This is a genomic window from Skermanella rosea, from assembly GCF_016806835.2.
Taxonomy (GTDB): domain Bacteria; phylum Pseudomonadota; class Alphaproteobacteria; order Azospirillales; family Azospirillaceae; genus Skermanella; species Skermanella rosea.
Genome location: NZ_CP086111.1, coordinates 5002881 through 5023946, shown reverse-complemented (window position 1 = coordinate 5023946; position 21066 = coordinate 5002881). Strand labels below are relative to the sequence as shown.

23 protein-coding genes are annotated in these 21066 nt (G+C 67.8%); 15 read left to right on the top strand and 8 right to left on the bottom strand.

The annotated features are described in order from the left end of the window. Positions 1 to 74 precede the first annotated feature (74 nt). Together JL101_RS23460 and JL101_RS23455 are read right to left on the bottom strand one after the other, a co-directional pair. Positions 75 to 1361, bottom strand: a complete 1287-nt coding sequence (locus tag JL101_RS23460) for a coiled-coil domain-containing protein (RefSeq protein ID WP_203097966.1) — start codon at positions 1359 to 1361, stop codon at positions 75 to 77. Positions 1362 to 1523: 162 nt separating this feature from the next. Further along, the gene (locus JL101_RS23455; protein WP_203097965.1) at positions 1524 to 2237 is read right to left on the bottom strand and encodes a ferritin-like domain-containing protein; all 714 of its coding nucleotides are present in this window, start codon (positions 2235 to 2237) and stop codon (positions 1524 to 1526) included. Between the two features lie 199 nt (positions 2238 to 2436). Here JL101_RS23455 and JL101_RS23450 point away from each other — a divergent pair, with 199 nt between their 5' ends. Continuing rightward, on the top strand, positions 2437 to 3396 hold the full coding sequence (locus tag JL101_RS23450) for a response regulator (protein ID WP_203097964.1): 960 nt from the start codon (positions 2437 to 2439) through the stop codon (positions 3394 to 3396). A gap of 25 nt (positions 3397 to 3421) precedes the next feature. Here the strand turns inward: JL101_RS23450 and JL101_RS23445 are convergent, their stop codons facing one another. After that, positions 3422 to 3613 carry a hypothetical protein gene (locus JL101_RS23445; RefSeq protein WP_203097963.1) on the bottom strand — a complete coding sequence of 64 codons (192 nt, stop codon included), beginning with the start codon at positions 3611 to 3613 and terminating at the stop codon, positions 3422 to 3424. Positions 3614 to 4216: 603 nt separating this feature from the next. Here JL101_RS23445 and coxB point away from each other — a divergent pair. The 9 genes from coxB (at position 4217) to JL101_RS23400 (ending at position 12117) form a co-directional block, all read left to right on the top strand. Then, the gene (coxB, locus tag JL101_RS23440; protein WP_323374684.1) at positions 4217 to 5071 is read left to right on the top strand and encodes a cytochrome c oxidase subunit II; all 855 of its coding nucleotides are present in this window, start codon (positions 4217 to 4219) and stop codon (positions 5069 to 5071) included. Between the two features lie 110 nt (positions 5072 to 5181). Then, positions 5182 to 6786 carry a cytochrome c oxidase subunit I gene (gene ctaD, locus JL101_RS23435; protein ID WP_203097961.1) on the top strand — a complete coding sequence of 535 codons (1605 nt, stop codon included), beginning with the start codon at positions 5182 to 5184 and terminating at the stop codon, positions 6784 to 6786. 82 nt (positions 6787 to 6868) lie between these two features. After that, the gene (cyoE, locus tag JL101_RS23430; RefSeq protein WP_203097960.1) at positions 6869 to 7798 is read left to right on the top strand and encodes a heme o synthase; all 930 of its coding nucleotides are present in this window, start codon (positions 6869 to 6871) and stop codon (positions 7796 to 7798) included. A 37-nt stretch (positions 7799 to 7835) separates the two neighbouring features. Next, a complete protein-coding gene (locus JL101_RS23425; protein ID WP_203097959.1) occupies positions 7836 to 7985 on the top strand; it encodes a hypothetical protein in 150 nt (49 codons plus the stop codon). Further along, complete coding sequence (locus tag JL101_RS23420) at positions 7982 to 8578, top strand: cytochrome c oxidase assembly protein (RefSeq protein ID WP_203097958.1); 597 nt, start codon at positions 7982 to 7984, stop codon at positions 8576 to 8578. The genes JL101_RS23425 and JL101_RS23420 overlap by 4 nt, the downstream gene beginning before the upstream one ends. Positions 8579 to 8603: 25 nt before the next feature. After that, on the top strand, positions 8604 to 9416 hold the full coding sequence (locus JL101_RS23415; protein ID WP_203097957.1) for a cytochrome c oxidase subunit 3: 813 nt from the start codon (positions 8604 to 8606) through the stop codon (positions 9414 to 9416). Next, a complete protein-coding gene (locus tag JL101_RS23410) occupies positions 9325 to 9825 on the top strand; it encodes a DUF983 domain-containing protein (RefSeq protein WP_323374742.1) in 501 nt (166 codons plus the stop codon). The genes JL101_RS23415 and JL101_RS23410 overlap by 92 nt, the downstream gene beginning before the upstream one ends. 6 nt (positions 9826 to 9831) lie before the next feature. Continuing rightward, entirely contained in the window at positions 9832 to 10572 is a 741-nt protein-coding gene (locus JL101_RS23405) for an SURF1 family protein (RefSeq protein ID WP_203097956.1), read from the top strand. A 51-nt stretch (positions 10573 to 10623) separates the two neighbouring features. Next, complete coding sequence (locus tag JL101_RS23400; protein ID WP_203097955.1) at positions 10624 to 12117, top strand: carboxypeptidase M32; 1494 nt, start codon at positions 10624 to 10626, stop codon at positions 12115 to 12117. A gap of 51 nt (positions 12118 to 12168) precedes the next feature. On the opposite strand, the gene JL101_RS23395 is transcribed toward JL101_RS23400, so the two are convergent. The 3 genes from JL101_RS23395 to JL101_RS23385 all read right to left on the bottom strand — a co-directional run bounded on the left by JL101_RS23395 (position 12169) and on the right by JL101_RS23385 (position 13769). Then, positions 12169 to 12894, bottom strand: coding sequence for a hypothetical protein (locus JL101_RS23395; protein WP_203097954.1), 726 nt, complete (start codon positions 12892 to 12894; stop codon positions 12169 to 12171). A 144-nt stretch (positions 12895 to 13038) separates the two neighbouring features. Then, positions 13039 to 13524, bottom strand: coding sequence for a GNAT family N-acetyltransferase (locus JL101_RS23390; RefSeq protein ID WP_203097953.1), 486 nt, complete (start codon positions 13522 to 13524; stop codon positions 13039 to 13041). Continuing rightward, positions 13521 to 13769: a DUF1127 domain-containing protein gene (locus JL101_RS23385; protein WP_203097951.1), complete on the bottom strand. Its 249-nt coding sequence runs from the start codon at positions 13767 to 13769 to the stop codon at positions 13521 to 13523. The genes JL101_RS23390 and JL101_RS23385 overlap by 4 nt, the downstream gene beginning before the upstream one ends. Positions 13770 to 13877: 108 nt before the next feature. Between JL101_RS23385 and JL101_RS23380 the strand changes: the two genes are divergently transcribed. Next, the gene (locus JL101_RS23380) at positions 13878 to 14768 is read left to right on the top strand and encodes a LysR family transcriptional regulator (protein ID WP_203097949.1); all 891 of its coding nucleotides are present in this window, start codon (positions 13878 to 13880) and stop codon (positions 14766 to 14768) included. A 24-nt stretch (positions 14769 to 14792) separates the two neighbouring features. Here the strand turns inward: JL101_RS23380 and JL101_RS23375 are convergent, their stop codons facing one another. Further along, positions 14793 to 15728, bottom strand: coding sequence for a flagellar motor protein MotB (locus JL101_RS23375; protein ID WP_203097947.1), 936 nt, complete (start codon positions 15726 to 15728; stop codon positions 14793 to 14795). 153 nt (positions 15729 to 15881) lie between these two features. On the opposite strand from JL101_RS23375, the gene motA reads away from it, so the two are divergent. Continuing rightward, the gene (motA, locus tag JL101_RS23370; protein WP_203097945.1) at positions 15882 to 16748 is read left to right on the top strand and encodes a flagellar motor stator protein MotA; all 867 of its coding nucleotides are present in this window, start codon (positions 15882 to 15884) and stop codon (positions 16746 to 16748) included. Between the two features lie 34 nt (positions 16749 to 16782). On the opposite strand, the gene JL101_RS23365 is transcribed toward motA, so the two are convergent. Next, entirely contained in the window at positions 16783 to 18102 is a 1320-nt protein-coding gene (locus JL101_RS23365; protein WP_407697443.1) for a S41 family peptidase, read from the bottom strand. A 351-nt stretch (positions 18103 to 18453) separates the two neighbouring features. Here JL101_RS23365 and JL101_RS23360 point away from each other — a divergent pair, with 351 nt between their 5' ends. Genes JL101_RS23360 through JL101_RS23350 form a run of 3 tightly spaced genes read left to right on the top strand, consistent with a single transcriptional unit; the run spans position 18454 to position 21017 of the window. After that, positions 18454 to 19407, top strand: coding sequence for an ABC transporter substrate-binding protein (locus JL101_RS23360; protein WP_203097943.1), 954 nt, complete (start codon positions 18454 to 18456; stop codon positions 19405 to 19407). Positions 19408 to 19423: 16 nt separating this feature from the next. Continuing rightward, the gene (locus tag JL101_RS23355) at positions 19424 to 20206 is read left to right on the top strand and encodes an ABC transporter permease (protein WP_203097942.1); all 783 of its coding nucleotides are present in this window, start codon (positions 19424 to 19426) and stop codon (positions 20204 to 20206) included. Positions 20207 to 20222: 16 nt separating this feature from the next. Continuing rightward, the gene (locus JL101_RS23350) at positions 20223 to 21017 is read left to right on the top strand and encodes an ABC transporter ATP-binding protein (RefSeq protein ID WP_203097940.1); all 795 of its coding nucleotides are present in this window, start codon (positions 20223 to 20225) and stop codon (positions 21015 to 21017) included. Positions 21018 to 21066 lie beyond the last annotated feature (49 nt).

The following is a 21066-nucleotide window of genomic DNA, read 5'->3' as shown; positions in this document are numbered from 1 at the left end:
CCCACGGAAAAGCCCGCCTCCCGATCCGGGAGGCGGGCTTTCTCATGCCGCCTTCGCCGTTGGCGGGCCGGCCCTTACTGCTGGGCCGGCGTCTGCTCCGGCTGCTGCTGCTGGGGAGCCGCCTCGCCGGCGGGCTGCTGCAGCCCCTCCATCCGGCGCTGCTCCAGCGCCTGGAGCTGGGCCGTCTGCTCCGCCACCTGGTCGCGAAGCTGCGCCAGGCCCTGCTGCTCCTGCTGAAGGGTCTGGCGGGCCTCCTGGATCCGCTGCTCGATCTGCTGGAGTTCGTCGGTGCGTCCGGTCACGTCGTCGCTCAGCTGGGCGACGCTGCGGCGGGCTTCCACCTCGGCCTCGCGCGCTTGCCGGGCGCTCTCGACCACTTCCTCCAGGCGGGCCTGCTGGGCATCGGCCCGGGCCGTCAGGTCGGCGAGCCGCTGCTCGGCAGCGCCCAGGTCGGCGTTGCGCTGCTCGACCTGCTGGGCGATCCCGGCCAGATCCTGTTGGCGCTGCTCGATCTCGGCGACCGCCTGCCGGTTCCGCTGGACCGTCTGCTCCAGCTCGCGGCGGGCGTTCTCCAGCTCCTGCCGGGCGCCGGTGAGCTGGTCGTTGGCGTCGGCCAGTTCCTGGCGGACCCGGTTCAGCTCCTGCCGGGACTGGTCGAGCTGGACGACCGCGGCCTCCGCCTGCTGCGCGGCCTGCGCGGCCTGGTCGGCCTTCGCGGCGGACTCCTGGCTGAGAGCCGCCACGCTGTCGCGAAGCTGCGCCTCCTGCTGGCGGACCTCGGCGACGCGCTGGGCGATCTGCTCGGCCTCCGACGTCCGCTGGGCGACCTGGTCGGTCATCGCGGCCAGCTGGTCGCGGATCGTCGCCTGCTGCTGCCCGGCCTCGGTCACCTGGGCCTGGGTCCGTTCCAGCTGCTGGGTCTGCTGGCGAAGCTGCTCGACGACCTGGGCCGTCTGCTGTTCGGCCTCGGCGCGCTGCTGCAGGATGGCCTGGGTTTCCGCCTGGGCCGCCTCGCGCTGGGCGCCGAGTTCCTGGAGCTGCTGCTGGGCGGCCTGGATCTCCTGGCCCAGCCGGTTCACCTCGCCGGCCAGCCGGCGCTCGTCCTGGACCGTGGTGCGCAGCCGCTCCAGGTCGCCCTGGAAGGCCTGCCGCTCCTCGCGGGCGGTGTCGCGCTCGCCGGTCACGGCGGTGAGGGCCTGCTGGTGCTCCCGCTCGCGCTGGGCGAGCTGCTCCTCCAGCCTGCTGCTCTGGACGCCGAAGGAGATTGCCGCGATCACCGCGATGACCGCCACCACGGCCAGTCCCAACAGGTAATACCGCAGGTTCCCCCGACGCGCGTCGGGTTCATGCGAGCTGGTCATGGATGTCCTCTATCGTGCTTGCTGGTCGCCCGGAGCCCTACCCTGGAGCCGTGCCGGCCCCGGACCTCCGCCGGCGTCGGCATCCAAACGCCGCGGGGGCGGGACTTGTTGCCGACTACTCCTCCGATACCGGACGCTCCGGATGCGGGTACCTCCCGCGGCTCAGACGCGTCGAAGGGTCCGCGCCAGCACGTCCAGGCCCAGCTTGCCGGCCGCTTCCAGGATGTCCGCGTTGGCGCCGTGGAAGAAGCCGAAGCTCTCGGCCGCGATCCCCGGAAGCGTCCCGCGTCCGACGCCGAGCCGGTCCAGCGCGTCCCAGGCCCAGTCGAAATGGGTCTCCTCGTCGCGGGCGGCCCGCTTCAGCATCGCCTCCACGTCGGCCGGATGGTCGCCCCGGGCGTGGCGGCGGTACTTGTCGCGGGCCTGTCCCTCGTTGGTGACGAAGGCCAGCAGCACCGCGCGGTCGCCGCCGGCCAGGCTTCCGGCCGATCCGCCGGCCTGGACCAGCAGCTTGAACAGGCCGGTCGGGAAATGGGGCAGCCGGATCGGCACGCCGTCGCGCGTCCTGATCAGATCTATCAGATCGACGATGTGCCGTTCGTGGTCCTCGCGGTACTGGGTCAGCCGGTCGCGCAGGCCGCCGTCGCGCAGGGCCGCGATCGCCAGCGTGTAGGCGCCCACCGCGTCGCAGTCGAGCTGCAGCAGGTCGTTCAGTTCCGCGATCAGCGCCACGTCGCGCCCGCCCGCGGTGTCGAAGGACGGGATCCCCAGTCCGGCCGAGCTCCATCCCGGCATTCCCGGGCTGCCCGCCAGGGGGGCCGGGAGGAGGCCGGCGGTCATGCGCCGGGTGATCTGGGGACTGCTGGTGTCTGTCATGTCGCCGATCCTCGAACTGTTTGCTTCGGCCGCGGCAGCGGCTTCACCCCTGCCTCAACCGCCGGGCTGCGACATTGCTCCCGCCGGAGATGCGATAGTGGTGCTTGCCGTCTGAGAACGGCGTGTCATTCTCGGGACCCGTACCAAACCAATATGACCGCTGCCGAACCAACGGGAGCGACGATCGCGGATTGATTGAATGATCGCCAGGGCACACCGATCCAAGATCGGCATTCTGATGGGAGAGGGCAATCTCTCGGTCCGCGTCGCCCTCAAGTCCCTCCTCCAGGCGGAGGGGTTCTCCGGGATCGTCGACGTTCCCGATATCCGGTCCCTCCGCACGCTGCTGGAGGAGGGGGGCGACCCGCCCGACGTGGTGGTGCTCGACGCCGACCTGGAGGGGGAGGACCCCTGCGGGCTGGTCCGCGCGGTTCGCCATGGCAAGCTGGGCCGCAACCCATTCGTGACCGTGATCATGACGACCTCGGTCGCCAGCAACGAGCGCGTCCGCGCGATCGTCGAGAGCGGGGCCGACGGCCTGCTGGTGAAGCCCCTGTCGGTCAATGCGGTCATGGAGCGTCTGATAGGATTGGTCCGCCAGCGCAAGCCCTTCATCGTCACCTCGGCCTATATCGGCCCCGACCGCCGCAAGGACCCGGCGCGCGGCCCCAGCTCGATCCCCCTGTTCGACGTGCCCAACACCCTGCGCGCCAAGGCGGAGGGCCGCTCCGCCGAACTGGCCGCCCTGGACGAGGTGATCGCCCGCGCCCAGCGCCAGATCGACGAGGAGAAGCGTCGCCGAGACGCCTTCCAGGTCAGCTTCCTGGCCGGCCTGATCGTCTCCGGCACGCCGGCCCTGAACGACGACGCCGCCAACCGCGAATACCTGGAGTCCCTGATAGATGCCTGCGACGACCTGCTCGACCGGCTGCCCGGCACGCCCTATGCGGCGCTCGTCGAGATGGTGACCGAACTGCGCAACCTGGGCCAGCGGATGGTGAACAGCGGCCGGGTCAGCGAACCCGCGGCGCTCCGCCTTCTGCGCCCCCTGTCCGACGCCATCATGGCCGGCCTCAACCCCGACCACGCGCCGGCGGAACTGTCGGACCAGGTCAACGCCGCGATCCGCAAGTACCGCGAGAGGGTGCCGGCAGGGTAGGGAGAGCCCGGGGCCGCCGCGCCGCTCAGCCCGCCCGCTCGCGGGACAGGCGGGCGAACTCGTCGGCGAAGAAGCCTCCGCTGTTCGCCAGGGTCCGGATCTCTTCGGCGATCTCGGCATAGCCGGCCTTGCTCAGGCGTTCGGCGACCGTTGAGAGTTCCTTCACGGCGAAGGACAGCTGGTTGGCTATGGCTTCGGTTTCGGTCTTCTTGGCCATGGACTGGTCTCTATCGACGACATGTTGCGACTGGCGGGCGTTCGGCACCCTGCGCCGAGCATACCCATAACGATATCATTTTCCCCGAGACGGTTTTCCGGGGAGTGATTGCATGCCCGAGTCTTCGCCGATCGGCATGCGGCGAATGCGCGCACCGTGTGACTCATCATTGGTCCTGCCGTGCCATACCTCCGCCGCGACCGTGCCAGCCCTGCCGCGCGCCCGCGTATTAGGGGAAAACTATAGCTAAATCAGACGGATCGGTCCGCTGCGTCAAGTTGACGCCGGGGATGTCTAGCGCGTATGTAAAAACCATGATCTTTGAGCGGGATCAATCCGGGCGCACCTGCGACGATATGTACCTCCCTGATCGGGAGCGCCGGTTGATCAGGTCATGAACAAACAGGTATGTTCAGCCGCACGGCGGTCTCCGGCGCCGGGGCACGCGGGTCCTTCCTGCGGCCCTCGGGGCGACCGGAAGGAGCCGGCCACAAGAATCACCCTGCGCAAAGCGGGGGACGGGTTTCGTCAGACATGCGGAGCGGGCGGCTCCGCCGCAAGGAAGAGTGGTTAGGGATGAATGTGCACAGGATAGGCGCCGTCTTGACGGCCTTTTTGTTTTCCGTATTCGGCAGCGCCGGTGCCGCCCTGGCCCAGGGTCAACCCGCTGTCGGGGAGCCGCACTCCTGGCAGCTCGGCCTCCAGGCGTCGGCCTCCCCCGTCAAGGAGCAGCTGACGGACTTCCACAATCTGCTCCTGGTGGTCATCACCGGCATCACCCTGCTGGTGCTGGCGCTGCTCATCTACGTCATGGTCCGCTTCAACGCCAAGGCGAACCCGAACCCGACCAGGACCTCCCACAACACGATCCTGGAAGTCGCCTGGACCGTGCTGCCGGTGGTCATCCTGGTCGTGATCGCGGTGCCGTCGTTCAAGGTCCTGTACTTCATGGACAAGACCGAGAACGCCGAGATGACCCTCAAGGTCATCGGCCACCAGTGGTACTGGGAGTACCAGTATCCGGACCATGAGGACCTGACCTTCAGCAGCTACATGGTCCCGGACGAGGATATCCAGCCCGGCCAGCGCCGCCTGCTCGAGGTGGACAACCGGATCGTGCTGCCGGTCGACACCAACATCCGCATCATCGTCACCGCGGGCGACGTGCTGCACAGCTGGGCCATGCCGTCCCTCGGCATCAAGAAGGACGCCATCCCCGGCCGCCTGAACGAGACCTGGGCGCGGATCGACCGCGAAGGCGTCTATTACGGCCAGTGCTCGGAGATCTGCGGCACCAACCACGGCTACATGCCGATCGCGATCGAGGCGGTTTCCAAGGAGCGGTTCGCCCAGTGGCTGGTCGAGGCCAAGGAGGAATTCGCCTCCAACGCCCCGAAGGCTCCGGCGGTCCAGGTGGCCCAGGCGCCGGCCAACCCGGTTCCCGCCGTCCAGGAATGAGCGGTACCGGGCACACGGGCACCAGGAACAATCAGCGCGGCGGCACCGCGGAGGCCTCAGGCCGCGCCGCCGCCGGCGCAACGACAACCCGAGGGTAAGGGACTAGCACCATGGGTCACGGAGCGACCGGAGCATCCGCCCACGACGATCACGGCCACGACCATAAGCCGGGATTCGTCGCGCGGTGGTTCTTCTCGACCAACCATAAAGACATCGGCACTCTCTACATCATCTTCTCGATCATCGCCGGCCTGATCGGCGGCCTGTTCTCGGTGATCATGCGCATGGAGCTCCAGGCTCCGGGCACGCAGATCGTCGCCGACGGCCAGCTGTGGAACGTCATCATCTCGGCCCACGGGCTGATCATGGTGTTCTTCGTGGTCATGCCGGCGCTGATCGGCGGCTTCGGCAACTGGTTCGTGCCGCTCATGATCGGTGCGCCCGACATGGCCTTCCCCAGGCTGAACAACATCAGCTTCTGGCTGCTGGTGCCGGCCTTCCTGCTGCTGCTGGGATCCGCCTTCGTCGGCACCGGGGCGGGGACGGGCTGGACCATCTACCCGCCGCTCAGCTCCGCCGTCGGGCATCCCGGGCCGTCGGTCGACATGGCGATCTTCGCCCTGCACCTGGCCGGCGCCTCGTCGATCCTGGGCGCCATCAACTTCATCACCACCATCTTCAACATGCGCGCCCCCGGCATGACGCTGCACAAGATGCCGCTGTTCGCCTGGGCGATGCTGATCACCGGCTTCCTGCTGCTGCTGGCCGTCCCCGTCCTGGGCGGCGCCATCACCATGCTGCTGACCGACCGCAACTTCGGCACCACCTTCTTCGACCCGGCCGGCGGCGGCGACCCGGTGCTGTTCCAGCACCTGTTCTGGTTCTTCGGCCACCCCGAAGTCTACATCATGATCCTGCCGGGCTTCGGCATCATCAGCCACATCATCTCGACCTTCTCCAAGAAGCCGATCTTCGGCTACCTGGGAATGGCCTACGCCATGGTCGCGATCGGCGTGGTCGGCTTCGTCGTGTGGGCCCACCACATGTTCACCGTCGGCCTCGACGTGGACACCCGTGCCTACTTCACGGCCGCGACCATGATCATCGCGGTGCCGACCGGCATCAAGATCTTCTCCTGGATCGCCACCATGTGGGGCGGCTCCATCGAGATGAAGACTCCCATGCTGTGGGCCATCGGCTTCATCTTCCTGTTCACCGTGGGCGGCGTCACCGGCGTCGTGCTGGCGAACGGCGGCATGGACATCGTCCTGCACGACACCTACTACGTCGTGGCCCACTTCCATTATGTGCTGTCGCTCGGCGCGCTGTTTTCGATCTTCGCCGGTTTCTACTACTGGATCGGCAAGATGTCGGGCCGTCAGTATCCGGAGTTCTGGGGCAAGGTCCATTTCTGGATGACCTTCGTCGGCGTCAACCTGACGTTCTTCCCGCAGCACTTCCTGGGTCTGGCCGGCATGCCGCGCCGTATCCCGGACTATCCGGATGCGTACGCGGGCTGGAACATGATCTCGTCGGTGGGCTCCTACATCTCGTTCGCCGCCGCGGTCCTGTTCGTCGGCATCGCGCTCTACACGATCACCCGCGGCCAGCGCGTCGGCGCCAGCTACTGGGGTGACTCGGCGACCACGCTGGAATGGACGGTCAGCTCGCCGCCTCCGTTCCACCAGTTCAACGAGCTGCCGCGCGTGAAGTAAGCGCGGCGTCCGGCGGGGGAAAGGATCGCGGGTCCTCGGACCGGGCCCGCGATCCCAAGGTACCAGGGGAAGACGTGAAGAGATGACCGACATCACCATGCGGCCGGACGCCCAGGCGCCGGCCGAGGGCTTCGCCACCGGCGGCGTCCGCGACTATTTCGAACTGCTGAAGCCCCGGGTCATGTCCCTGGTGGTGTTCAGCGGCTTCGCCGGGATGATCGTGGCCCCCGGCCACATCCACCCGGTGCTGGCGCTGACCGCCATCCTCTGCATCGCCGTCGCCGCCGGCGCGTCCGGCGCCATCAACATGTGGTACGAGCGCGACATCGACCGCATGATGCAGCGCACCCGCAACCGCCCCCTGCCCGAGGGCAGGGTGGACCCCGACGAGGCGCTCAGCTTCGGCGTCGTCCTGACCATCGGCTCGGTCGTGCTGATGGGGCTGGCGGTCAACTGGGTCGCGGCCGGGCTGCTGGCGCTGGCCTCCTTCGTCTATGTCTTCGTCTACACGATCTGGCTGAAGCGCCGCACGCCGCAGAACATCGTGATCGGCGGCGCCTCGGGCGCCTTCCCGCCGATGATCGGCTGGGCCGCGGTGACCGGCGACGTCAGCCTCGCCTCGATCATCCTGTTCCTGCTGATCTTCATGTGGACGCCGCCGCATTTCTGGGCGCTGGCCCTGTTCCGCAACGGCGACTACGCCAATGCGGGCGTGCCGATGCTTCCGGTCGTCTCCGGCGAGCGCGAGACCAAGAAGCAGATGCTGATCTACACGCTTCTGCTGTTCCCCATCGCGGTCGCCCCCTATTTCGTCGGCATCGCGGGCCTTGCCTATCTCGCCGGCTCTGTCGTCCTGGGCGGACTGTTCGTCGTCCTGGCGGTCCAGGTCTGGTACGACAGGACGGACAAGGCGGCCAAGCAGATGTTCGTCTTCTCGATCCTCTATCTCTTCCTGCTGCTGTCGCTGTTGATCGGCGAGCAGCTGACCGGGCCGCTGGCCCGGCTCCCGTAAAGCCAGTTTCCGCAAAGCAAGCGAGCGCGTGGGTCCCATGAATGCCAACCGCCTTCCCGGCCATCAGCTGACCGACGAGCAGAAGCGCCGACAGCGCGGCAAGAACATCGCCGTGCTGCTGGCGCTCCTGGCCCTCGTGGCCCTGCTCTACGTCATCACCCTGGTCCGCATCGGGGGGAACTCATGACGCCGGGCAGGGACCCCAGGACGCACCAGGGCACGCGGCGCAAGAACCTGGTCGTGATGGGCGGCCTGCTCGGGCTGGTCTTCGGCATGATCGGCCTGTCCTTCGCCGCGGTGCCGCTCTACAACCTGTTCTGCCAGGTCACCGGGTTCGGCGGCACCACGCAGCGGGCGGAGGGGCCGGCGGGGGAGATCCTGGACCGAACCGTCAAGGTCCGCTTCAACGCCGACGTCAACGGCGCGCTGCCCTGGGGCTTCCGGCCGGAGATCCACCAGATGGAGGTGCGCATCGGCGAGTCCGCGATGATGAGCTACCGCGCCGTCAACCATTCCGACGAGCCGATCGTCGGGACCGCGACCTACAACGTCACGCCGGACAAGGCCGGGATCTATTTCAACAAGATCCAGTGCTTCTGCTTCACCGAGCAGCGGCTGGAGCCCGGCCAGAGCGTGGATATGCCGGTCTATTTCTTCGTGGACCCGGCCATGGCCGACGATCCCAAGCTGGACGACATCCAGACCATCACCCTGTCCTATACCTTCTTCCGGGCCCATGGCGGCGGGGCGGCGGGACAGGTAACGTCAATCAACGAATAAGAGCATAGAACGAGGGTTACACAGCATGGCCGAGACTAACGCGCATGCCACCGGGGGCGGCCACAGCCACCCCTACCACCTGGTCGATCCCAGCCCCTGGCCGCTGCTCGGCGCCTTTTCCGGCGGCCTGCTGGCGGTCGGCGCCATCCTGTTCATGCACGGCAGCGGCTGGCTCCTGCTGGCGCTCGGGTTCGTCGCCGTCCTGGCGGTCATGGCCGGCTGGTGGCGCGACGTCCTGAAGGAGGCGGTCCGCCAGAAGGCCCACACCCCCGTCGTCAAGCTGGGCCTGCGCTACGGCATGGCGCTGTTCATCGCGTCGGAGGTGATGTTCTTCGCGGCCTTCTTCTGGGCTTTCTTCGACGCCAGCCTGTTCCCCAAGGAGGCGATCGGCGGGGTCTGGCCGCCCCAGAACATCGAGACGTTCAACGCCTTCCACCTGCCGCTGATGATGACGCTGATCCTGCTGCTATCGGGCACCACGGTGACCTGGGCGCACCACGCGATCATCGAAGGCGACCGGCGGACCGCCAGCGTGGCGCTCGGCCTGACCGTGCTGCTGGGCGTGCTGTTCAGCGGCTTCCAGATCTACGAATACAGCCACGCCCATTTCGGCTTCACCGACGGCATCTATCCGTCGACCTTCTTCATGGCGACCGGCTTCCACGGTTTCCACGTCATCATCGGCACGATCTTCCTGGCCGTCTGCTGGTGGCGCACGGTGGCCGGGCACTTCACGCCCAAGAGCCATTTCGGCTTCGAGGCGGCGGCCTGGTACTGGCACTTCGTCGACGTGGTCTGGCTGTTCCTGTTCGTGTCCATCTACTGGTGGGGAGCCTGACGCCCTGACGCGAACCCGGTACCCTCGGGTCTCTCCCCTCGCCGCGGCGCTGAAGTGCCGGTGCCCGCGGTGCGGGGAGGGGCGTCTGTACAAGGGCTTCCTGTCCGTCTCGGACCGGTGCGAGGTCTGCGGCCTCGCGCTCGCCCGGGGCGACAGCGGCGACGGCCCCGCCGTGTTCCTGACCTTCATCCTGGGTTTCACGGTGGTTCCCGTCGCGCTGTGGGTCGCCATGTCGGTCGATTGGCCGCTCTGGCTCCACGCCGTCGTGTGGACCGTGGTGATCCTGGGGCTGGCGCTGGGAATGCTGCGGCCGGCGAAGGCCTACCTGATGGCCCTCCAGTTCCGCCACCGCGCCAGCGAATACGACATCCCCGAGACCCCGGAGTCTCGGGCCGATCCCCGGAATTGAGGACCCATGGCTGCCCTCGCTGACAGAAGCGGGCGGCGTTTCCGCCCCGGTCTCGGCGCCACCCTGGCCACCCTGGTGGCCGTCGCGATCATGGCCGGCCTCGGCACCTGGCAGGTCGAGCGCCTCTCCTGGAAGAACGACTTGATCGACCGGATCGAGGCCGGCCTGAACGCCGACCCTGCACCCCTGCCGTCCCGCATCGACGACCCCGCGGGCTGGGACTTCCGCCGCGTCTCCGTCACCGGCGAATTCCTCCACGACCATGAACTGAACCTCGCCGCCCGCAGCTTCAACGGCCGGATCGGCTACCACGTGGTGACGCCGCTGCGGCGCGACGACGGCACCACGGTGCTGGTCAACCGCGGCTGGGTGCCGACGGAGGCGCGCGACCCCGCGACCCGCCCGGACGGTCTGCCCGCCGGGACGGTCACGGTCGACGGCATCGCCCGCGTGCCGCCGGGGCCGGGCTGGATGCAGCCGGACAACGACGCCGCCGCCAACATGTGGTTCTGGTACGACATCCCGGCCATGGCCGCCTCGGCCGGCGCGGAGAACCCGCTGCCGCTGGTGGTGGAGGCGGGACCCGCCGCCAATCCCGGCGGCCTGCCGGTCGGCGGCCAGACCAACGTCACCATCCCGAACAACCATCTCCAGTACGCCGTCACCTGGTACGGGCTGGCGTTGACGCTGCTCGCCGTCTACGTCGCCTCGCAGTGGCGGCGCGACCCCGACCGGGAGCCGCGCTGACGCCGCCCCGACAGTCGTCCTCATCCTTCGCCTTCAGGGAAGCCGCAATCCATGTCCGCCTACCAGACGCTCGAACGCCGCTTCGCCCGCATCGCCGCCATTTCCGACGCGCTGGGCATCCTGCAATGGGACACCGAGACGCTGATGCCGCCCGGCGCCGCCGACGGCAGGGCGGAACAGCTCGCGACCCTGAAGGTGATCAGCCACGAGCTGCTGACCGACGACGATAACGCGGACCTGCTGGCCGACGCCGAGCACCAGACCGACCTTTCCGACTGGCAGGCGGCGAACCTGCACGAGATGCACCGGGCCTACCTGCACGCGACCGCGGTGCCGACCGACCTGGTGGAGGCGAATTCCCGCGCCGTCTCCCGCTGCGAGATGGTCTGGCGCGACGCCCGGCCGGCCGGCGACTTCGCCATGCTGCTGCCGAGCCTGTCGGAGGTGCTGAACCTCCAGCGGCAGATCGCGGACGCCAAGGCCGAGGCGCTGGGCTGCCAGCCCTACGAGGCGTTGCTGGACACCTACGAGCCGAGCGGCAACACCGACACCATCGACCGCCTGTTCGCCGACCTGCGCGGGTTCCTGCCCGGTTTCCTGGCCCAGGTCCTGGAGCGCCAGGCCCGCCGGCCCGACCTGCTGCCGCTCCAGGGGCCTTTCCCGGTGGAGACCCAGCGGGCGCTCGGCGTCCGGATGATGCAGGCGGTCGGCTTCGACTTCAGCCGCGGCCGGCTCGACATCAGCCTGCATCCCTTCTGCGGCGGTGCCACCCACGACGTGCGCCTGACCACCCGATACGACGAGGCGGACTTCACCAAGGCGCTGATGGGCGTGCTGCACGAGACCGGCCACGCCATCTACGAGCAGGGCCGCCCGGCCGAGTGGCTGGGCCAGCCGGTCAGCGAGGCACGCGGCATGAGCCTGCACGAGAGCCAGTCGCTGCTGATCGAGATGCAGGCCTGCCGCAGCCGCGCGTTCCTGGAATTCGCCGCCCCGGTGATGCGCGAGAGCTTCGGCGGCACCGGCCCGGCCTGGGAGGCCGACAACCTGTACCGGCTCTACACACGGGTCGAGCCCGGCTTCATCCGGGTCGATGCCGACGAGGTCACGTACCCCGCCCATATCCTGATCCGCTACGAGCTGGAGAAGGCGCTGATCGCCGGCGACATGACGCTGAACGACCTGCCCGGCGCCTGGAACGACGGCATGCGCGACCTGCTCGGCCTCAAGGTCCCCAACGACAGGCTCGGCTGCCTCCAGGACATCCACTGGCCGGGCGGCGCCTGGGGCTATTTCCCGACATACACCCTGGGCGCCATGACCGCCGCCCAACTGTTCGACGCCGCCTGCCGCGCCGACGACGCCGTCCTTCCCGGCATCGCGAAGGGCGACTTCTCCCCGCTGCTGGGTTGGCTCCGCACCAACATCCACGCCAAGGGCAGCCTGCTCCCCGCCGACGAACTGCTCAAGCAGGCCACCGGCCGCCCGCTGGACGCCGGCGTGTACCAGCAGCACCTGCGCCGGCGGTACCTGGAGGAGGCGTGAGGGCGGGGGAGCCCCGATTTCATACCCGGCCCTCGGCGTTTGCCGTCGCGGTCAACGATGTCGGCCCGCCCGGCGCAGCGACTGTGCGGTGTCGCGTCCTCGCAGTCCCAGCCAGCCACCCGCCAGGATGCCGCCGACCAGCAGGGCCAGGGGGGCGGGCTCGGGTACCGAGGTGCCGGAATCGGGGCCGACGAGCTGGAACGTGCCGATCGCCTCGCAGAAGGAAAATCCCTGGCCGCAATTGCCTTCGTCCTGGAACAGCACCAGCCGTGTCTGGTCGCCGACCATCGAGAAGAAGTAGTCGTCCAGCGGATAGCAGTAATAGTCGTCGCCCTGGGGGAGGCAGGGCAGGGTTATGCCCAGGGCGGTGACCCGCCGCCCCGGAGGCGGATCACCGAAGACCAGCCGTTCCCCGTCGATCCTGACCTCACCCCATTGCGCGATCGTGCCCGGGCGTCCGGTCAGGTTGGGCGGATCGACGAACGGGTATTGCATGCCGTTCCCCATGGTGACGCGGTTAGGGGGACCCGACGGCGACGACAGGTCGAATTCGTCGATCGCGTACTGGTACGTCGCCGTCGCCCATTCCAGATCCTCGACGGGGATGTTTCCTTCGCGGTCCAGCACGGCGTCACTGAATCCCAGTTCGAACGCCATCGAGTACAGGCCCCGTGTCGTTTCGCCGTCAAAACGGAATACGGCGGTCGCGTGGACGGTCGTCGCGTTCGCCAAGCAACCAAGAAGCACGGCGAAAACCACATAGATGAGTCTGCCCATGTTTCCCTCCGGTCTGTCGGAATCGATCGGGAAAGCAGGGGAGCAAAATCCGCGCCGAGGCGGTAATGACCTGAAGTAACGATGAGTTGATCGTCGGCCGCCGCGGAGCTGTAAAGCTGCTCGACGGTCTCGAACGGGAGTCGCCTAAAGTAAGTCGAGCGACTTTTCCAGGCAGACATGGTCTTCATGGCCGGTATAGCGGCCGTAATTGTCGCGCCTGCGATAGCCGTGCCGGGCATAGAAGGCCAGGGCCTCGGCGTTGGTCGCCATCGTCTCCAGCCAGATCGCCCGGTACCCGCGCAGCCGGGCTTCCCGCTCCAGCACTCTCAGCACCCCCGAGCCGATGCCCCGGCGGCCCCGCTTCGCGTACATCCGCTTGACCTCCGCCACGCCGGGCTCTTCCGGGATGGGCCGGATCGCGCCGCACCCGACCGCCTCGTCCCCGTCCCGTGCCAGCAGGAAGACCGAACCCGGGTCATCCGGATCCCAGCCGGCGAAAGATCCGCGCCCGTCCTGTCCGAAGCGCCGCAGCAGGTCAGCCGAGAGCGCGTCGATCAGCGGGACCGCGTCGGGATCGTCCGGCGTGCCGCGGACGATCGTCAACCCGTCCCGCTGAAGCGTCTCCGTCATCGCGGCCCCCGCCTGCGTGCCGATGCCCGGGCGATGTCTGCACGCGTGACGCCGATATCGCGCAGGAGCGAGTCGTCCGCTTCCATCAGGCGGCGGTAGTCGCGCCTGATCCGGCGACTCTCGCGGAAAGCCGCCAGCAGGCCGGCGGCCAGTGCCAGCATCGCCCGCCCGGTGCCCTCGATCGCGTCCGCCAGCGGCGGAAGGTCCGCCAGGGCGGGTCTCCGCAGGATTGCCGACGTCTTCATCCCAGCCTCCTCTCAGCCAGTCCCGTAAGATTGCCGGTAGAGATTGCGACGAATTGTCTATTAGCGCAAATTGGATCCTTGGATGAAAACCATAAGGAAAAGCTTGGGATGAGGAGCCTGAATCTCGACCAGCTCCGGACCCTGCTCGAAGTGGTGGAAGGCGGCAGCTTCTCCGCGGCGGCGCGCCGGCTCAACCTCAGCCAGCCTGCGGTCAGCCAGCAGATCCGCGAACTGGAAGGCCGCTTCGGCGTCCAGTTGGTCGAGCGGCTGGGCAAGCGGGCCTTCGCCACCCCTGCCGGCCGCGATCTGGTCGAGCATGCCCATCGCCTGGCGCACGAGGCCGATCTGGCGGCCGCCACCATGAGGCGGCACCGGGAAGGCTGGCTGGGCCGGGTGAGGATCGGCACCGGTGCGACCTACCTCGCTTATTTCTTCACGCCGATCCTGCGGAAGCTTCGCGAGCAGCATCCGAACATCGAGCTGGTCATCACCGTGGGCACCACCCAGGGCATCGTCGACGGCATGCTGCGCAACGAGATCGACATCGGGGCCGTAACCCTGCCGGTGGACGAGCGCCTGTTCGAGGTGACCTATATCCGCAGCGATCCCATGCAGGCGGTCCTGCCGACCAGCTACCCGGACATCCCGGAGACGGTCACGCCCGACTACATGGCGCGCCAGCCGCTGATCCTGGAATATGCCAAGGCCACCACCGGCATGATGGTCCGGCAATGGCTGGCCGCCTCCGGGGTGCCGCCGCGTCCCGCCATGGAGCTGGACATGATCGAGGCGATCAAGACCACCGTGGCGGCCGGCCTGGGCGTCTCGATCCTGCCGTTCGAGGCGGTCCTGCGGCGTCCCCTGCCGGAGGGAATGGCGGTCCGCCCGCTGTCGCCGCCGGTCCACCGCCGGCTGGGCCTGATCCGGCGCCGGGACAAGGAAGCCGACCCGGCGCTGCATCATGTCCGGGAAGCGCTGCTGGAACTGGCGAACACCTGATCCCGCGTCCCGGCCGCCTCCGCCTCACTGCGCCTGCTTGAACAGGATGATCGAGATCCTTCGGTTGCGCGGATCGTTCGGATTCTCGGGGAACAGCGGGTCCACTTCCGCGCGGCCGCTGACGTCGGCGATGCGGCCGGGGTTCAGGCCCATGGCGGTCAGCGCGCGCAGCGTGGCGCCGGCCCGCTGGCTGGAGAGGTCCCAGTTGCCCTGGGGATTGTTGGCGAACGGGGTCGCGTCGGTGTGGCCGCGGATCGCGACTTTGTTGGGCAGCGATCCGATCGCCTGGACTACCCGCGACAGCAGCTTGCGCATGTCTTCGTTCATCTGGGTGCTGCCGAGCGCGAACATGCTCTTGCCCTCGGCATCGACGATCTGCACCCGCATGCCTTCCGGCGTCTGGTCCACCAGCAGGTTGTTCTTCAGGCCCTGGAGGTCGGGGGAGTTCTCGATCGCCTTCTTCAGCTCCTCCGCCGCGCGGTCGAACTGGCGCTTCTCGCGCTGCTCCGGCGTCAGGGACGGCGGCGCGCCGGGCTTGGGCGGGGCGCCGGCAGCCTGCTGGCCGGACCCGCTGTCCTCGCCCTCCGCCCCCTCGCCGGCGCCCTGGCTGTCGCCGTCGTTCTCGGTCGGGGCGACCAGCGTGCTCGGCGCGCTCTCCTGGGCGGTGAAGGCGGCGTTGGGCGACGACAGGCTGCCCGGCACGGAGATGGTGACGCCGCCCAGCAGCCCGCCGGAGCCGCTGTTGGAACTGGAGACCGCCGGGCTCGGCGAGAAATAGTCGGCCAGGCTCTTGCGCTGGTCCTCGGTGGTCGAGCCGAGCAGCCACAGCAACAGGAAGAACGCCATCATGGCGGTCACGAAGTCGGCATAGGCCACCTTCCAGGCGCCGCCGTGGTGGCCGCCACCGCTGATCTCGATCCGCTTGATGATGATGGGACGCTCGCCGCCGCCCTTGGCCATGACTCACCTGAATGACGAAATATTAAGACTTCCACGACAAAATGCGCTGGTCTTGTACGGGTCCTGCGTCAAAACCGCGCGCCATCCTGCGTGTCGTCGCAGAATACCTAGCGCAAGATCGTGAACAATTCTTTATCGGCAAATCGGACGATCATGCTCGCAATCGGCGGTCTCGTTTTTCTTTTCATTTGCGTGTTCGGCGTCTATGCGATGACGGGCGGCAACATGGGGATCGTCATGGGCGCCTTGCCGCACGAGATGGCGACCATCGGCGGTGCCGCGGTCGGCACCTTCCTGATCTCCAACAGCGGGCACGTGATCAAGCACTCGCTGAAGGACATGGCCAAGGTCATCAAGGGGGCCAAGTTCAAGAAGTCCGACTACATGGACATCCTGACCCTGATGTTCCAGCTGCTGAAGCTGGCCAAGAACAAGGGCACCGTCGCGATCGAGCCGCATATCGAGAAGCCGAGCGAGAGCCCGATCTTCCAGGCCTATCCCAAGATCACCCACGACCATTTCGCGCAGGACCTGATCTGCGACTACCTGCGCATGGTCTCCATGAGCCAGGACGACCCGCATCAGGTCGAGGACATCATGGACCGCGAGATCAAGGGCTTCCTGGCGGAGGGCGACCACGTGGCCCACGCGTTCCAGGGCATGGCCGACGCGCTGCCGGCGCTCGGCATCGTCGCGGCGGTGCTGGGCGTGGTGAAGACCATGGGTTCGCTGAACGAGCCGCCGCCCGTGCTCGGCAAGATGATCGGCGGCGCGCTGGTCGGAACCTTCCTGGGCGTGCTCCTGGCCTATGGCATCTTCGGCCCGATCGCCACGCGTCTGAAGGGCATCTACGAGGACGAGATCAAGTTCTACCACGTGATCCGGGTGATCATCACCGCGCACCTGCACGGGCAGGCGCCGCAGATCAGCGTGGAGACCGGCCGGAAGGCCATTTCCCACGAATACATGCCGAGCTTCGCCGAAGTCGAGGAGAAGCTGAACAGCCTGCCGCCGGTGTGATCCGCCGGCGGCAGGCCGTTTCCCGGAACCCCGCTCAGCCCGCGGTCTTGGTGACCCGCGGCTGGGCCGGCGGCTGCGCTGGAAGCTGGCGGAACAGCGAGGTGCCGACCAGCAGGTCGACCGCGCGGCGGAGCTGGTAGTCCTCGGCGCTGCCGGGCACGGCGGGTGTCGCCGGAACCGGCGCGGGCGCCGCGGCCGGCGGCTGGCCGCGCAGCGTGTCGTTGGACAGGGCGCCGCGCAGGTCCGATTCCTTGCGGCCCGGCGCCTGGGCGACCTGCTCCAGCTTGGCCTGCTCCACCGTGATGTCGGGGGTGACGCCGAGCGCCTGGATCGACCGGCCCGACGGGGTGTAGTAGCGGGCGGTGGTGATCTTCATGGCCTTCTGGTCGGGCAGCGGCATGATCGTCTGGACCGACCCCTTGCCGAAGGTCTGGGTGCCCATCAGGACCGCCCGGTGCTGGTCCTGGAGCGCGCCGGCCACGATCTCCGACGCGGAGGCCGAGCCGCCGTTGACCAGCACCACGATCGGCAGGCCCTTGGCCAGATCGCCGGATGTCGCGTCGAACCGCTGCGTTTCCACCCCGTCGCGGCCCCGGGTCGAGACGATGTTCCCCTTGTCGAGGAAACTGTCGGCGACGGAGACCGCCTGGTCCAGCAGGCCGCCGGGGTTGTTGCGCAGGTCGACCACATAGCCGATCAGCCGGTTGCCGAGCTGCTGCTGGAGCGACTGCACCGCCTTCTCCAGCCCCGGCTGGGTTTGGCGACTGAAGCCGGTGATGCGGATATAGCCGACGTCGCCCTCCGCCCGGGACTTGACCGGCTGGCTCTTGATCACCTCGCGCGTCAGGCTCACCTCGAAGGGCGCCGTCTCGGCGGCACCGCGGCGGACCATGACCTTGATCGGCTGGCCGACCGGGCCGCGCATCCGCTCGACCGCCTGCTTCAGGCTGAGGCCCTGGACAGGCTCGCCGTCGATCTGGGTGATCAGGTCGCCGCTCTGGAACCCGGCGCGCGCCGCCGGCGTGTCGTCGATCGGCGAGATCACCTTGACGTAGCCGTTCTCCAGCGTGACCTCGATGCCCAGTCCGCCGAACTCGCCGCGGGTCTGGACCTGCATCTCGGCGAAATCCTCGGTGTCGAGGAAGCTGGAATGGGGGTCGAGCGAGGTCAGCATGCCTTCGATCGCGGCCTTGACGAGCTGCTCGTCGGTCGTCTTCTCGACATACTGCCCGCGGACCCGCTCGAACACCTCGCTGAACAGGTTCAGCGCCCGTTCATCCACCGAATCCCGGGCGGGTGACGCCTTTGCCGGTGATGCCGAGGGGGGCTGTGCCAGGACCGGCAGCGGCGCCATGAGCACCAGCGACATGAAGGCGGCGTAGGCGAAGTTCTGCGTCATGCGGGCGTGATCCTGTGACGGGCTTGTGGTGAGCCTGGGGACTGGTTGATGAAACAGGGATTCAGGCACGGGATTCTCTATCGATACGATACACCAAACGGGCCGCCGATAAAGAGAACAGGAATATGGTTAATGTAAGGTTATGAAAAATGCGGCCCGTGCGCCGGGCGCGGTCTCCATGCCCCTTCACAGCACGGTGATGCTGTGGAACACTCCGCTGGCCGCCGTATGCCGCACCGCATCAACCCGCTTGCATCATCCGGCATGGCCAAGAACCAAGGCTGCGAGAGACAGGAAGGTTTTGCGATGATCAGACGATGCTTCGGCGTAGTGGCGGCCCTGGCCGTCGCGGTGTCCGCCGCCACCTCGGCGCTGAGCGCCGACCTGCCCAAGGTGACCCTGGCGATGAGCGGTTGGACCGGCTTCGCCCCGATCACGCTGGCGCAGAAGGCCGGCATCTTCGAGCGCAACGGCGTCCAGGTCGAAATCAAGAAGATGCCGACCTCCAACCGGCATCAGGCCATGGCCTCGGGCGACGTGCAGGCGATCACGACCACGGTCGACACCCACATCCTGTACGCGTCGAGCGGAGTCCCGGTCACCCAGGTGCTGGTGCTCGACACCTCCGCCGGCGGCGACGGCATCGCGGCGCGCGAAGGCATCGGGTCGTTGAAGGACGCCAAGGGCAAGTCGGTGGCCGTGCAGTTCGGCGGCGTCCCGCAGTTCTGGCTGGCCTACCTCCTCAAGCAGCAGGGCATGAAGCTCGACGACCTCAAGCTGACCAACCTGGAGCCCAAGGACGCGGCCAACGCCTTCGTCGCCGGCCAGTTCGACCTGGCGGTCACGTATGAGCCCTACCTGTCCACGGTGCGGACCAACAATGCCGGCAAGATCATCGTGACCTCGGCCGAGACGCCGGGCGTGATCGTCGATACCCTGGCGTTCCAGCCGGACTACATCGCCGAGAACCCCAAGGTGGTCCAGGCCATGGTCAAGTCCTGGTTCGAGGCGCTCGACATGATCAAGGCTCAGCCGGAAGAGGCCTACCGCATCATGGGCGCCGACGTGAACCAGACGCCGGAGCAGTTCCAGGCCTCGGCCAAGTTCGTGCGGTGGTACGACCGCGACATGAACCGGACCTACATGGCCGAGACCCTGCCGAAGTTCCTGAAGGAGGCCAACGACGTCATGGTGGAGGCCAGGCTGGTGCGCCGCCCGGCCGACGTCTCGACCATGGTCGACGCGTCCTTCGTGAAGTAGGCGCGCAGCCGTTTCCATGCCGGACCTGTTCACTCCCCTCAAGCCGGTGCCCCCCGGCCGCCGGATCGCGCTGGGCGTCCTCGGTTTCGTCACGGTGGTGGCCCTGTGGTGGGCCGTCACCGCCAGCGGCCTCGTCAAGCCGCTGTTCCTCGCCGGTCCCTGGGACACGCTGAAGGCGGGCTACGCCCTGTTCTTCGAGTTCGGCTTCGCCGGCGACGTCCTGGTGACGGTCGGGCGGGTGTTCGGCGGCTTCCTGATCGCCACGGCGGTCGCGGTGCCGCTCGGCATCCTGATGGGTGCCTTCAAGCCGGTGGAGGCCTTCTTCGAGCCGCTGATCTCGTTCGCGCGCTACCTGCCGGCCTCAGCCTTCATCCCGCTGCTGATCCTGTGGGCGGGGGTGGGCGAGGCGCAGAAGCTCTCCGTGATCTTCATCGGCGCGGTCTTCCAGATCTGCCTGATGGTCGCGGTGATCGTCGGCGGCACCCGCGCCGAACTGGTGGAGGCGGCCTATACCCTGGGGGCCGGCAACCGGGGCGTCGTGCTCCGGGTCATGCTGCCGGCGGCGGCTCCCCAGATCTTCGAGACCCTGCGCCTGGTGCTGGGCTGGGCCTGGACCTACGTTATCGTCGCCGAGCTGATCGGGGCGAGCGCCGGCATCGGCTTCATGATCATCGACGCCCAGCGTTTCCTCGACACCGGGCAGATGATCTTCGGCATCTTCGTGATCGGGGTGATCGGGCTGGTTTCCGACTTCCTGTTCAAGCAGTTGAACCGGCACCTGTTCTCCTGGGCTAGCTGACGGCGGCGTAATCGTAATGAGCACCTTGGATATCGACGGCGTCGGGCGGGTCTTTCCCCCGGCACGGCGCGGCGGCGCGGCTACCGTGGCACTCCAGCCGACCGACCTGGCCGTGGCGGACAACGACTTCATCACGATCCTGGGCCCGTCCGGCTGCGGCAAGTCCACCCTGTTGCGCATCGTCGCCGGCCTGGACCTGCCCAGCCAGGGGCGCGTGCTGATGGACGGCCGGCCGGTCGGCGGCCCGGGACCCGACCGCGGCATGGTCTTCCAGTCCTACAGCCTGTTCCCCTGGATGACCGTCCGGGACAACATCTGCTTCGGGCTGCGCGAGAAGGGTTTGCCGAAGTCCCGGCAGAAGGAGATCTCCGACTATTTCCTGGAGCGCGTCGGCCTGCGCCAGTTCGCCGACCATTTCCCCAAGACCCTGTCCGGCGGCATGAAGCAGCGCACGGCGCTGGCCCGGGCGCTCGCCAACGACCCCAAGGTGCTGCTGCTCGACGAGCCGTTCGGAGCCCTGGACCACCAGACCCGGGCGCTGATGCAGGAACTTCTGCTGGGCATCTGGGAGGCCGACCAGAAGACCGTCCTGTTCGTCACCCACGACATCGACGAGGCGATCTTCCTGGCGAACCGCGTGGTCGTCATGACCGCGCGGCCCGGCCGGATCAAATGCGACATCCCGATCGACCTGCCGCACCCCCGCACCTACACGATCAAGACGACGCCGCGGTTCGCCGAGTACAAGGCCCGCCTGACCGAGGAGATCCGGGTGGAGACGATCCGGGCAGATGCGATGGTGTCGGGGTAGGGTCGGTTTTCATTGTTTGGCCACAGATGAACGGCGATGGAAGCAGATC